Below are 13,144 nucleotides of genomic sequence, written 5' to 3' on the forward strand. Positions count from 1 at the left end.
TTTACTATAGGCAAAAATATTTCTATAGAACAGTATAGAGGAAAATCAAGCGAGATATAAGCGGGGGTGGGGGTTATTTTTGAAAAAAGTATCCCCTAGGTGGGCTTTTCAAAGTGATGAATAGTAGGTACACTAATATGAAGAAGATGAATAATGGGTACTTTGGTACCGCTAAGTTCACTAGCTATGCTTTTAAAACCGACAGTATATTTTAACGCAGTAAAAAGAAGGATTCATGTAAGGAGGTGCCGTGATGTCAGAAGACAAAAAGAGGACTAAGCAATCTGGGCTTGCTTCACTTCATCGCCCCAATTCATCATGGCGCACAGGTATCAAATACGGTCAATCTATTTTGCAGGTAATCGGGGTGCTGTGGGTAGTAGCGACCCTTACCTTCGGCCTGATGCAACTCACTAACGATGATGTGGTAGATCAAGTTTTTTCGAGGCAGCAGAGCTTATCTATAGAGGCACAAGCTGAAAAAAGGGCTGAACTGGGCTTAACGGCGCCTATATGGTTGCAATATGGCCGCTGGCTTTGGGGCGTCTTACAGGGCGATTTCGGCCAATCTATGGTAACCGGGGAAGCGGTCAGTTCTTTGCTGTGGTCAAAACTGCCGGCTACGCTTCTTCTCATGGGAGCGGCTGTAGGGGTTACTCTGTTAATAGCTGTGCCGACAGGCCTTTGGACGGCACACCAAAAGGGCCGTATAGGCGATAAATTGGTGCGCAGCCTGACCTTATTCGGTAATACGATGCCTAATTTTTTTACCGCCTTATTATTGCTTTATGTGGTAGCCCTAAAACTAAACTGGTTACCGGTTATTGCCCGTCATAATGAACCAACGGCGCTTATTCTGCCGACAATCACCTTGGTTTGGTCCATGAGTGCCAAATATATTCAACAAATTCGGGCCCTAGCCTTAGATGAGCTGAGTAAACCCTATATTACGGGCCTTCGCACAAGCGGACTCAGTTGGTATATGATTTATTCACGTTATATTTTAAGGGCCATCGCCGGGCCAATAGTGGCGCTGGTGTCCTTATCCTGCGGTTCCTTGTTGGGCGGCGTAACCATTGTGGAGACTATTTTCATGTGGGATGGCGTCGGCAAAATGGCCTTTGATGCTATTACGGCCAGGGATTATCCGGTGCTACAGGCCTATGTGCTTTGGTTGGCAGCCCTTTATATTTTACTCAATTGGAGCGCGGATTTTTGGCAAACAAAGCTGAATCGCCATTATGCGAAGGAGCCCGATCATGAAATATAATTTGGACGGCAAGCAGGGCGTTAAGCAATTTGGTAAAATACAGTGGTTATTATGGGGCGGCCTTGGCGTGATGATTTTTATGTTTGTTGTGGCGCCGGTGTTATGGCCTTTTGACCCTTATGAGCAGGTTTTAAGCGAAGTATTGCAAGGGCCCGGCGCTTCCCACTGGTTGGGGACCGACCAATATGGACGGGATATGGTAGCCCGTATTCTGGCCGGAGGACGGGTTACGGTAGGGCTAACCCTTGTTATTACCGTGACGATTGCCGTAATGGGAACGTTGTTGGGCATTATGAGTGCGTATATGGGCGGTTTTATGAGCCGACTTATTACGCTTTTTATTAATGTGGCGCTGGCCGTGCCGTCACTTGTTTTTGCCTTAGCGATTGCCGCCGTATTGGGCGGCGGCATGGGCAATGCGGCGTTGGCCCTTATTTGTGTGGCCTGGCCGAAATATGCGCGGCTTGCGCGCAGTTTAACCCTACAGGTCAAAGCAGCACCGTATATCAAGATAGCGAGCTTGCAAGGGCAGACGAAGTGGGGTATTTTTTACTATCACATTATGCCGAAAATTGCGGGCCCTTTGGTGGTGACGGCAGTGCTCGATATCGGTGTGATTCTCATGGAACTGGCCGGGCTGTCCTTTTTGGGGTTAGGGGCTATGCCGCCTATGGCTGAATGGGGCAGTATGCTCAGTCTAAATCGGAGCTTATTGCAAACCGCGCCGTGGCTTCTTCTGGCGCCGGGTGGCGCTATCGTTGTGACGGTGGCGTATTTTCACTATGTCGGTGAAAACTTGCGGCAATATTTTGATAAAATATAAGGCTTAGGTGTATGATAGATTTTTGAGAAACATAAGGTTTGTGTGTTTAATCGTTTTTGACAAGCGGAAAGATTCCAGTTTGGTTATTAAACGGTACGGTGAGGTAATCGGGTATTTGTGCTTGGAGGTTTAGGATATGAATGAGAGCAGATGCGGTAAGCCGCATTTAAAAGGTTTAAGGCGCCTTATGGCGGTCATTGCCTGTGTCATTATGGCCGTGGTAATCAGTGGTTGCGGCAGTAGCAATACCGATGGGGGCGGTAAGGTGTTACATTACGGCACGACGGCCTATGGACCGGCTATGGAAAATGCCGGTTTAAATCCTCATGAGGCCTATCAAGGCTGGAGCGCCGTTCGATACGGTGTAGCGGAAACGTTGGTGCGTTTTAATGATGCCATGGAAGTAAAACCGTGGTTGGCCGATTCGTGGCAGTTTGTGGATGCGCATACGGTGAAGCTGCACATTCGGGATAAGGTGACTTTTTCCAACGGGAAGCCTTTAACGGCTGAGGCGGTGAAGGCTAATTTCGAAGAACTTCTAGCCGTGCATGACAGGGCGCCTAAGGATTTAGGCATTCAGTCGATGGTGGCTGACGGTCAAAATCTTACGATTCAATCGGCTAATCCGGCTACCGTGCTTTTGACCTATCTGGCGGATCCGTACAGTGCTATTATTGATGTGTCTGAAAAACCGAAAGACGGTTTATATGTGGGAACAGGTCCGTTTAAGGCAACGAATATTACGGAAAAATCGGTAAGCCTTGTGCGCAATGACTCGTATTGGGACGGTAAACCAAAGCTTGATGGTGTTGAAGTGGTACGTATCACGGAAGGCGATACCCTTACTATGGCGCTCCAAAAGGGCGATATTGATGCGGCTCAGGGATTACCTTATAACAGCTTGGAGTTATTTAAGGATGCTTCAGCTTATACTATCAGCTCGATGCCTACTTCGCGGGTTTATCAAGTGGCCTTTAATTTCAACAGCCCGGCTATGCAGGATAAAGCGGTCCGTGAAGCCATCGCCATGAGCATCGACAAAACACAGTTTGCTAAGGTGCTTTTGAAAGGGAATGGAGTAGCGGCAGTAGGTCCGTTCCCGGAAAATACGGCGCTCGGACATATGAAAGTAACGGCGCCAAACTTCAATATTGAAGCGGCTAAAAAAATACTGGCCGATGCCGGCTATCGTGATACGGACGGTGACGGTTATGTCGATAAAAACGGTCAGCCCTTGACCGTGCGCTGGCTTACGTATACGTCGCGCCAAGAGTTGCCGGTTTTGGCGGAAGCCGCGCAAGCTACGCTTAAACAGGTGGGCATTAAAGTCGAAGTCAATGCTACCGATGCGTATCGCAGTGTTTTAAAACAAGGGAATTTTGACGTATTTGCAAAGGCCTTTGTAACAGCGCCAACCGGTGAAGGCGCTTACTACTTTAAGACTAATGCCCTGGCCGGTGCGGTGGACAATGTGGGGGACTATAACAATCCTGCAATTCAGGATTTGATGGCACAACTGGATCAAACAACGGAGCCGGCTCAGCGCCAGGCGATTTTTCAAACAATGACACAGACCGTGCTTGATGATGCGGCGTTTATTTATGTGGCTCATCTTAAAATGAATCTTGTTATGAAGCATAAAGTAGTTAACTTTAAAGCGTCGCCGACCGATTATTATGAACTCAACAAAGATGTAGATATGTAAAAAATATAGACATGTAAGAAATGCAGATATGTAAAAAGGTGCAACTATAGAGATGACGGAAAGGGGGTGATGTGTTGACCGAGCCGATGATTTTATTAAAAAATTTACAAGTTGCCTATGGCGGCCAACCGGTCTTACAAGATGTAAATCTTACCGTAGCGGCCGGTGAAGCAACCGTTATTGTAGGCCCTTCGGGAGCAGGCAAAACGACTATATTGAAGACATTATTGGGTTTATTGCCAAAAAATGCCCGGATTACGTATGAAACGGCTTCTTTATGCGGCCTTTCTTGGCCTAAATCGGAACAAGCTTGGCACGATTTACGAGGCCGACGCATCACTTATGTAGCGCAAAGCGCCGTAAGCTCTTTTAGTCCTTTTTTTACAATTGAAGAGCAATGTCGTCATGTGGCAAAGGCGATTAATCTCGCTTGGGCCGAGGCCCTCAGTCGGATTGAAACCTTGAGCATCGCTCTTGATTTAGACCTCAACGTCTTATCTTTATATCCCGCTGAATTGTCCGGCGGTATGGCTCAACGGGTGGCGTTATTATTCGCCTTACTTCCCAAACCGGATATTCTAATTGCCGATGAGCCGGCTTCGAGCTTAGACATGGTTCGTCAACTGCAAGTAGTAGAGCTTTTGAAAAAAGTGCAGCAATCGGAAGGGTTGACTTTGGTGTTTGTTACCCACCAACAGGAATTGGCAAACTGTATCGGTGACAGCGTATATGAATTGAAGGAGGGGCGCCTGCAATGTTTGCAGGGCGGTCATTTGCCAAATTTGCAGGACGGTCGTTTGCCAAATTTGAAGGCTCCTGTGAACGATGGCTATCATTCAGCGTCTATTAGCGTGGAAGACATCACTACGACTGACAAAGCGCATCGTGCTGTGGCAGTAACAGACGTTGCGGCGGCGCCGCTTTTAGAAATTAAAAATCTCCAAGCCTGTTACGAGGCTGACAGTAACTCCGTATTACATGATGTGAGTTTAACGGTTCATCGTGGTGAATGGGTGGCCTTGGTTGGTCTCAGCGGGGCTGGCAAGAGCACTTTGTTTCGCTGCTTACTGGGCTGGCAGCCCACTTTAAACGGTGAGATTTTATATGATGAAAAGGAGCTCGCCAATTATTCGCCTGCTGAGTTGGGACAAATAGTCCAGCCGATTTGGCAAGATCCGCAAAGTTCTTTTAATCCGCGTCAAACAATCGGATGGAGCCTTGAAGAAGCTATCAAACATAAGCCGGTAAAGCCGGTGAAGCCGGAATCTTTGCAATCCTTAGGGGCACAAAATGTCAGGTTTTTATCGCAAGAATGCACTATTTTAGGCGCAGCCGACAGGGCCCGGTTTTCACCGGCCGCAAGTTCTGCTTCAGCCTGCGAAGATCAGGTGGCTACCCTCTTGGGCGCTGTGAATTTGCCAAGTTCATACAGCAAGCGCTATCCTCATATGTTAAGCGGCGGGGAATGTCAGCGAGCCACTTTGGCGCGGGCTATTGCCAATAATCCGTCCTTACTTTTGTGTGATGAAATGACATCTGCTTTGGATGGGCAAACACAAGCGGAAGTATTAGCCGTATTAAATGATTTAAAACAAAAAAATCAGCTCGCCGGTTTAGTCATTACCCATGACTTAACGGTAGCTGAATCTTTATGTGAACGCATATATTTATTGGCTGAAGGGGGCATTGTGGAATCGGGGACGGTGGCAGCTGTTTTAACCAATCCTCAATCCGAGTTGACCAAACAATTGGCAGAAGCGCGCACATTACTTAAACGGTAAATACTAAAGCTGCACTGCCATAATTAAAACTGCATTTCCATAGTTAAAACTGCAATACCATAGTTTTTACAATACCATAGTATTTTACAATAAGACATCTTGTGCAATATGTTATAATAAATCTATAACAGACGAAACAAGGTGGTGATTACGTGGCGCAAACGGAGCACGATAGATTACATGAATTAGGCATTGCCCACAGTCATGAGGCGATGTATGAACATATACACGGCCATGAACATTCTCATGAACACGCTCATACAGATGAAAACACTCATGGACATACGCATTCGCACACGCAGACTAAGGCGGTATTGAATCGTTTGTCACGTATTATCGGTCATTTGGAATCGGTAAAGCGGATGGTGGCGGATGGACGCGACTGCAGTGAAGTGTTGGTGCAACTGGCCGCGGTTGATTCGGCGGTGAAAAGTGTGAGCCGTGTTGTCATGAAGGACCACATTCAGCATTGTATCGTTGATGCGGTAAAAGATAATGATACGGAAACCCTTGATAAATTGAATGAAGCTATCGATCGGTTTATAAAGTAGCGAAAGCTATTTTTATAATAACTTTTGAATTTGATACTTGGCAGATTATTCACAAGGAGGTAGCAGTATGTCACGAGTTGTAATGCAGGCACATTTGAGAAATGAATTAACAAACGCTAAAAAGAGTCACACTGTATTTACTGATGTAGGCAAAGATGTGGGCGGTTTGGAAGAATCGTTTTCACCGGTTGAATTGTTAGCTGATACATTTGCTTCTTGTGCGCTATCCATTATGGGGCTTATCGGCGGTAAAATGGGCTATGATTTCGTTGGTGCCTATGCCGAAGTGGCCACCGAGGTGAGCTCCGAAGAATTTAGAGTTAAAGAAATTAAAATTGACTTCCATTTGCCGCAAGCGGTTAAAGAAGAAGACCGCAGTAAAATTGAAACCTTGCTTCATGAAAAATGTGTTGTTGGCCGTAGCTTGAATGATGATGTAATACAGACTGCTACGTTTAATTATGACGTGTAGGGTTGTTTGAACAGAATATTCGCTTAAGTTGTAGCTTGCCCTTGCTTGAAATTCAGGCAAGGGCTTTTTTTGTCCGCACGCCTTTGAAATCAAAAAATAAAAGACCGATAAGACTAGATAAACACTAATCCTATCGGTCTAAAGACCAACTCAAAATGTCCTATAAGTTTATAATCAATTATTTAATATGTTTGCTGCCGCGTTCAGTCATTGGCACATGATCTTTACAAAGTGGGCATTCTTCCGGCTGGTAGGTCGGTACGGTCAGGTTCAATAAAGCCTGCACTTTATCGTTTGGAATACCGAAGTCCGCTTTACCGCCGCTACGGTTAACCAAGAGGCCTACACCTACGATTTCGCCTTGAGAAGCTTTTACTACGTCTACAACTTCGCGAACGGAACCGCCGGTGGTTACGATATCTTCAACGATGAGTACGCGTGTGCCCGGTTCAATGCGGAACCCGCGACGTAAGGTCATAACGCCTTTTTCACGTTCGGTGAAAATAGCACGGGTGCCCAAAGCTTTACCTACTTCGTGAGCCAACAAGATACCACCCGTCATAGGTCCGATAACGAGTTCAACATTCTGAGCCTTGAAGCGTTCGGCCAATTCTTGGCAAAGACGTTCCGTATATTTCGGATGTTGCAATACGTTGAATTTTTCAACATACATAGGGCTGTGAAGTCCGGAGGTCAAAAGAAAATGGCCTTCTAAAATCGCTTTGGTGTCAATTAATAATTGTTTTACTTCTTGTTCTGTCATCATGGGTGAACAGCCTCCATTTCTTCAACAATTAAACGAACCGCTTCCTGCGGATTGTCGGCTTTGGTAATTGGTCGACCGATTACGAGTTTCGAGGCACCGTCGGTTAACGCACTCTTTGGCGTAGCGATGCGCTTCTGGTCGTTGGCGGCCGCAAAACTCGGACGAATGCCTGGCGTTACGATGAGGAAATCCTCGCCGCACACTTCGCGGATGGCCTTGGCTTCCAACGGGGAGGCTACGACGCCGTCCATGCCGGATTCCTTAGCAAGTTTGGCTAACCGGATTACCTGATCGCGAATCGGTAATTGACCGCCGATGGCAGTCCAAGCATCATCGTCAAAACTGGTGAGTACGGTTACGGCCAAGAGTTTAGGACGTTCTACCTGTAATTTCTCAGCTGCTTCGGTAGCTGCTTTGGCGGCTGCCGCCATCATAACGGGTCCGCCTTGGCTGTGCAAGGTGATGAGCTTGGCACCTAAGTGAGTAAGTGAAGTTACCCCCTGTGCTACTGTGTTTGGAATATCATGCAATTTCAAGTCGAGAAATACGGATTTTCCCTGTTCCTGCAAATACGTCACCGTTTCGGCACCGGCGGCATAAAATAATTCCATGCCCACTTTGTAATACGATACGGAGTCACCTAAGGTAGTCACCAAGTTTTTTAACTGTTCCATGGTGGCCACATCAAGGGCTACTATAAGTCTGTCGTCTGCCATCGTAAGCCTCCTTTGATAATATATTCAAATAATTTTTACACAAAAACGAGGTAAAGTCAATTCTAAATTATTTGTGCTTATCTATATTATACCTCTTTTTACTTGTAAAAAAGAGAGGATATCCAGTATTATAGATATATAAGGTAGTCATAGCAAAAAGTGATGATGTTTTCAAAAGAATGGAGTGATACTAGTGGCAGTAGGTAATCGAGTGTATTTAAAAAGACCGATGGTAAGTGATGAACTATTGAACGAATATCAGGGGATTCCGGCTGCGAATGTGGCGGATTGTATGGGGCGCCTCAGTGCATTGCATCCGCGTGTTTCTTTGAAATCTTCACCTAAACAACCGGTGACGGTAGGCCGTGCTTTGACGGTAAAAACGCGTGGCGGCGATAACTTAATGATTCATAAAGCTCTCAATATGGCGCAGCCCGGCGATGTTATTATGGTGTCCAATGACGGTGGCACGGAATATCGGGCGCTCATGGGTGAAGTCATGCTGGGCTATGCGATTTATAAACAAATTGCGGGCCTCGTAATTGACGGACCGATTCGCGACAGTGATGCGGTAGAGGCTATGAGCATGCCTGTTTACGCAAACGGTACCAATCCGGCAGGCCCTTACAAAGATGGCACCGGTGAAATCAACACGCCAATCGCTTGCGGCGGCATTTCCGTAAATCCGGGGGATATTGTCGTTATGGACCGCGACGGCGTTATCGTTGTGCCTTGGCAGGATGCGGAAGAGATTTTGGCAGGGGCTAAAAAAATACAAGCTAAAGATGCCGCTAATGTGCATGCAGCCTTGACCGGTGATGCGGACCGTCAATGGGTGGAAGACGCACTCAAAGAGCAGGGCACCGAAATTATTGACGACCAATATTAATTGTGGCTGAGAATAAAACTTGAAAAACTAAATAGTCATTAACCTTAGGGCGATGATTATAAAAAGCAACCGATGCTTACAGTGTTATGTAAGTTCGGTTGCTTTTTTGATTCAAGTTATATCAAGTTATACCAAGTTTTGAGGTTTGCCCGCTTCCCAGGCTTTGATATTTTCAATGACAATATCTGCTCTGGTTTCGAGTGCTTCTTTGCTGGCGAAAGCTACGTGCGGTGTGAGTACGGTATTTTTAGCATGACATAGCGGATGGTCGGCCGGAATAGGTGGTTCCGTTTCGAATACATCGATACCGGCGCCGGCGAGACGACCTTCGTTAAGGGCGGACGCTAAGGCTTCGCTATCTACCACGGGACCGCGGGCCGTGTTGATAAGCACGGCGGTTGGCTTCATGAGCTTAATCATGTCGGCATTTACAAGGCCTTTCGTTTCAGCTGTTAACGGTGTGTGCAAAGATACGAAATCGGCTTCGCGGAATAATTCTTCTTTGGTAACGAATTTAACGCCTTTATCGATGAGATCTTGTTTTTCACTGCGGTTATAGGCAATAACTTTGCAACCGAAAGCGAGGGCGATTTCAGCTACGCGGCGACCGATAGCACCGGTACCAACCACGCCGAAGGTTTTGCCAAAAAGTTCAAAACCTACCAAACCGGCTTTGGTGCCTTCGTGGCGTGCTTCGTGGTCACAAGGCACGATATTGCGAATTACAGAAATGGCAAGACCAAAAGCGAGCTCAGCTACGGCGTTGGTGGAGTAGCCGGCGGCGTTACATACGGTAATATTGCGTTCGCGGCAGGCGTCTAAATCTACATGATCCACGCCGGTGAAGGCGATAGAAATCATTTTAAGATTCGGGCATTGGCGAATGATGTCACCGGATAATTTCTGATTGGCCAAAATCAACACGTCCGCGTCTTTTACGCGATCCAATAATTTTGCTTGGTCTAATTCCTGCGTTTCAGGATAGAAGAACTCATGGCCGGCTGCTTTAAGTGGGGCACTGACTTCTTCGATTTTGGCGGCGGATACGCCTAATGGTTCCATTACGATGATTTTCATATTGTCACCTCGTTTAAATTAGTGAGTATGTATAGAGTTATCAGCTAACATATATTATTGTAGCTCTTATTAATTTTGATTATACGCCAAATAACCGGAGAATACAAACGTGCCGAAGCCATGGTGATTCACTCGGATATGAAAAATAATATTAAATTATGTTTGAGAATGCGTTGAAAAATGATGTATACCGGCAAATTCTCGTACATCATGTGAAATAAACTTGATATATTTTTTTTATAAAGAGAATTATTAACAATAATAAGAACCCTATTAACGCCATTTTGAACATTTTATATATAGTGGTACGCTAAATGTTTTTTTTGTTTGATTAATTGTAAAAAAAGCGTCAAATTTAAATAAAATATTTACAAATTATAAACATTTTATAAACTGCATATAATGATGTATGAACATTCTAAATAATGAAATTAATAATATATATATCATGTACGAAAAAGAGAACTCACAAGATATACGAAAAGTGAACTTACAAGCAGATACGGAGGTAATAGAGTGAAAATAATTAACAAAGTAAGCATAGTGCTGCTAATAGCCGTTTGGCCGTTAGCCTTACTTTTACCCGATTGGGCTTTTTGGGAAAATAATTGGATTGAAAATATAGAGGCGCTCATATTATTAGGGGGCTTTGTAATGACGGTTAAGTGGTCAATGTCAGGAGCTCGCTCTACGCGGTGGCTTTGGCTGAGTGCGGCGGTATTATTTTTAGTGGCACTGGGTCGTGAATTGAGTTGGGGTCGTGTTTTCTATCCGATGGCATGGACGGCCACCGGACCGGAATTTCCGGGAATACATGAAGTATGGTTTGGCGCCTACGTACCTTGGTTTTTAAGTGCCATGGCAATTTTGTTCTGTATTGCTGTGTGGCGAGGACGCTCTTTATTAGTTACTTTATATAAAGAGCATCTTAGTGATCGCACGCTTCTTAGCTACCTCGCTATTTTTATAGGGGGACTCGTATTAGGTGAAACATTATTTGAAAAAAATATGGTTTCCTTATGGTCTGCGTATCATCAAAACTTGGAAGAAATGGCGGAATTATGCAGCTATTGGTCGGCCATAGCGCTTGTTTTCAAGGTAAAAGAGTTGATTAGAACAGACGTAGAAGCTTGCGTGATTAAAGGCAAGACACTGTACTCATTGGCTCAGTTTACTTTGCATCGGTAAGACCGTTTCTTGCCTAAGGGGTTATTTGATGACATCGTATTGTAAATAGTTGAAAGTGCGTATCGAGTAGACACAAGTAGTAAACTAATGCAACAAAATTTATAAAAACAGCCTTTGTTCGAAGGCTGTTTTTTGATTTTTTAAATCCTCTAAAAAAGGCGGTATTATCATACTTTTTGCATAGTAATAATGCACAATGATAATCTAATTCCTATTTGAAAACAGGAGATTTAATTTGCTATACTACAAAGAGACATCACTCACAACCATACAATTTTGGTCGATGTCGGTTCCAACAGAGGTTGGATTATATTGAATACATAACTAGTATTATTTGTGTGAGGTGCAAAACTATGAGTTTCGAAAGTCGATTCCAACATATTGATCGTCGTGTTCCGATTTCAGAGAACAATCCTGCAATCATTCATGATTTAACTAAATGTAAAAACTGTACATTATGCCGTCGTGCTTGTGCTGACGTTATGGGTGTACTTGACTACTACGATTTAGAATCTACCGGTGATGAACCGATTTGTGTTCATTGCGGTCAGTGCGCAGCCGCTTGCCCATTCGATTCCATGAACGAACGTTCCGAACTGGACGAAGTAAAAGCAGCTATCGCCGATCCTGATAAAATCGTTGTTATCCAAACTGCACCGGCTGTACGTGTAGGTATCGGTGAAGAATTCGGTTATGAACCGGGTTCCGTTTTAGAAGGCAAAATGATTGGTGCATTGCGTCAACTTGGTGCCGACTATGTAGTAGATACCAACTTTGGTGCCGACTTAACTATTATGGAAGAAGCCAGCGAATTAATCGAACGCGTTGTAAACGGTCATGGTGAATTGCCACAGTTTACAAGCTGCTGCCCGGCATGGGTAAAATTCTGCGAAACTTACTATCCTGAATATTTACCAAACATTTCTACAACTCGCAGCTGTATCGCTATGGAAGCAGCTGTTATTAAAACATATTTCGCTAAGAAGATGAATATCGATCCTGAGAAAATCGTATCCGTGAGCGTGGCTCCTTGTACGGCTAAGAAATTCGAAATTCGTCGTCCTGAACAGAATAAATCCGCTGCATACTGGGAAAAAGAAGAGCTTCGTGATACCGATTACTGTATTACGACTCGTGAATTCGGTAAATGGATTCGTGAATCCGGTATCGACTTCACTCAGGTAGAAGAATCTCAGATGGATAAATACATCGGTGCTGAAACCGGTGGCTCCGTAATCTTCTGTAATACCGGCGGTGTTATGGAAGCAGCTGTTCGTAGTGCTTACAAATTCATTACCGGTGAAGAACCAACTCCTGAACGTTACACTAACTTGCAGGAAGTTCGCGGTATGGAAGGCGTTCGCGAAGCGGAAGTTGAAATTGGCGACAAAAAATTAAAATTAGCAGTTGTTCATGGTGGTAAAAATATCCGTACATTCTTGGACGACATGAAAGCTAATGGTAAAAAATACGATTTCGTTGAAATGATGGCTTGCCCTGGCGGTTGTATCGGTGGCGGCGGTCAGCCACGCGTTAAAATGCCGGTAGCTAACAAAGTTCGTGAAGCTCGTATCAAAGGTATCTATGATATGGATTCCAACATGAAACTTCGTTCCAGCTATGAAAACCCTGAAATCAAAGCAATTTACACTGAATTCTTTGATAAACCATTGGGCGAATTGTCCGAACAGTTGTTACACACTCATTTCACCGACCGCAGTAGCGATCTTGGTGTACGTAAAGATGTAACGCCTGAAACTTGCCCAACATCCCCTAAATTCAAGAAACCTGAATAAGAGGATAGGCTGAGAATTGAATAAACGTTTATTTCGATAACGAGATAAACGAATATTCCGATTAGCGAATCATAGAGCATCGAATGCTTGTGACAATCACAGTATTTGAT

At 44.8% G+C, this 13,144-nt stretch carries 12 protein-coding genes; 9 read left to right on the forward strand and 3 right to left on the reverse strand.

Annotated features, from left to right (window positions below; all coding sequences use genetic code 11):
- Nucleotides 1-253 precede the first annotated feature (253 nt).
- The 6 genes from CCC71_RS03925 to CCC71_RS03950 all read left to right on the forward strand — a co-directional run bounded on the left by CCC71_RS03925 (nt 254) and on the right by CCC71_RS03950 (nt 6,602).
- Nucleotides 254-1,270 carry an ABC transporter permease gene (locus tag CCC71_RS03925; RefSeq protein WP_156703975.1) on the forward strand — a complete coding sequence of 339 codons (1,017 nt, stop codon included), beginning with the start codon at nt 254-256 and terminating at the stop codon, nt 1,268-1,270.
- Nucleotides 1,260-2,093, forward strand: coding sequence for an ABC transporter permease (locus CCC71_RS03930; RefSeq protein ID WP_296333036.1), 834 nt, complete (start codon nt 1,260-1,262; stop codon nt 2,091-2,093). Before CCC71_RS03925 ends, CCC71_RS03930 begins: the two co-directional genes overlap by 11 nt.
- Nucleotides 2,094-2,229: 136 nt before the next feature.
- Nucleotides 2,230-3,798, forward strand: coding sequence for an ABC transporter substrate-binding protein (locus CCC71_RS03935; RefSeq protein WP_296333039.1), 1,569 nt, complete (start codon nt 2,230-2,232; stop codon nt 3,796-3,798).
- An 86-nt stretch (nt 3,799-3,884) separates the two neighbouring features.
- Complete coding sequence (locus CCC71_RS03940) at nt 3,885-5,579, forward strand: ABC transporter ATP-binding protein (protein ID WP_156703981.1); 1,695 nt, start codon at nt 3,885-3,887, stop codon at nt 5,577-5,579.
- A gap of 152 nt (nt 5,580-5,731) precedes the next feature.
- Entirely contained in the window at nt 5,732-6,130 is a 399-nt protein-coding gene (locus CCC71_RS03945; protein WP_156703983.1) for a metal-sensing transcriptional repressor, read from the forward strand.
- Between the two features lie 67 nt (nt 6,131-6,197).
- Nucleotides 6,198-6,602 carry an OsmC family protein gene (locus CCC71_RS03950; RefSeq protein WP_156703985.1) on the forward strand — a complete coding sequence of 135 codons (405 nt, stop codon included), beginning with the start codon at nt 6,198-6,200 and terminating at the stop codon, nt 6,600-6,602.
- A 178-nt stretch (nt 6,603-6,780) separates the two neighbouring features.
- Here the strand turns inward: CCC71_RS03950 and pyrE are convergent, their stop codons facing one another.
- Nucleotides 6,781-7,368 carry an orotate phosphoribosyltransferase gene (gene pyrE, locus CCC71_RS03955; protein ID WP_156703987.1) on the reverse strand — a complete coding sequence of 196 codons (588 nt, stop codon included), beginning with the start codon at nt 7,366-7,368 and terminating at the stop codon, nt 6,781-6,783.
- Entirely contained in the window at nt 7,365-8,084 is a 720-nt protein-coding gene (gene pyrF / locus CCC71_RS03960) for an orotidine-5'-phosphate decarboxylase (RefSeq protein ID WP_156703989.1), read from the reverse strand. The genes pyrE and pyrF overlap by 4 nt, the downstream gene beginning before the upstream one ends.
- A gap of 193 nt (nt 8,085-8,277) precedes the next feature.
- Here pyrF and CCC71_RS03965 point away from each other — a divergent pair, with 193 nt between their 5' ends.
- Nucleotides 8,278-8,973 (forward strand): RraA family protein, encoded by a 696-nt coding sequence (locus tag CCC71_RS03965; protein WP_295828144.1) that lies wholly within the window; start codon nt 8,278-8,280, stop codon nt 8,971-8,973.
- A gap of 126 nt (nt 8,974-9,099) precedes the next feature.
- On the opposite strand, the gene CCC71_RS03970 is transcribed toward CCC71_RS03965, so the two are convergent.
- On the reverse strand, nt 9,100-10,050 hold the full coding sequence (locus CCC71_RS03970; RefSeq protein WP_295828141.1) for a 2-hydroxyacid dehydrogenase: 951 nt from the start codon (nt 10,048-10,050) through the stop codon (nt 9,100-9,102).
- Nucleotides 10,051-10,566: 516 nt separating this feature from the next.
- On the opposite strand from CCC71_RS03970, the gene CCC71_RS03975 reads away from it, so the two are divergent.
- The gene (locus CCC71_RS03975) at nt 10,567-11,238 is read left to right on the forward strand and encodes a hypothetical protein (protein WP_156703995.1); all 672 of its coding nucleotides are present in this window, start codon (nt 10,567-10,569) and stop codon (nt 11,236-11,238) included.
- Nucleotides 11,239-11,591: 353 nt separating this feature from the next.
- Complete coding sequence (locus CCC71_RS03980; RefSeq protein ID WP_156703997.1) at nt 11,592-13,034, forward strand: [FeFe] hydrogenase, group A; 1,443 nt, start codon at nt 11,592-11,594, stop codon at nt 13,032-13,034.
- The last annotated feature ends 110 nt before the right edge of the window (nt 13,035-13,144 follow it).

This window comes from Veillonella sp. LMAG:90, assembly GCF_008679445.1.
Lineage (GTDB): Bacteria > Bacillota > Negativicutes > Veillonellales > Veillonellaceae > Veillonella_A.

Bases quoted from the DNA above. Each gene is read 5' to 3' on its own strand.
- CCC71_RS03925 (WP_156703975.1), top strand. From the start codon at position 254: ATGTCAGAAGACAAAAAGAGGACTAAGCAATCTGGGCTTGCTTCACTT.
- CCC71_RS03930 (WP_296333036.1), top strand. From the start codon at position 1,260: ATGAAATATAATTTGGACGGCAAGCAGGGCGTTAAGCAATTTGGTAAA.
- CCC71_RS03935 (WP_296333039.1), top strand. From the start codon at position 2,230: ATGAATGAGAGCAGATGCGGTAAGCCGCATTTAAAAGGTTTAAGGCGC.
- CCC71_RS03940 (WP_156703981.1), top strand. From the start codon at position 3,885: ATGATTTTATTAAAAAATTTACAAGTTGCCTATGGCGGCCAACCGGTC.
- CCC71_RS03950 (WP_156703985.1), top strand. From the start codon at position 6,198: ATGTCACGAGTTGTAATGCAGGCACATTTGAGAAATGAATTAACAAAC.
- pyrE (WP_156703987.1), bottom strand. From the start codon at position 7,368: ATGATGACAGAACAAGAAGTAAAACAATTATTAATTGACACCAAAGCG.
- pyrF (WP_156703989.1), bottom strand. From the start codon at position 8,084: ATGGCAGACGACAGACTTATAGTAGCCCTTGATGTGGCCACCATGGAA.
- CCC71_RS03970 (WP_295828141.1), bottom strand. From the start codon at position 10,050: ATGAAAATCATCGTAATGGAACCATTAGGCGTATCCGCCGCCAAAATC.
- CCC71_RS03980 (WP_156703997.1), top strand. From the start codon at position 11,592: ATGAGTTTCGAAAGTCGATTCCAACATATTGATCGTCGTGTTCCGATT.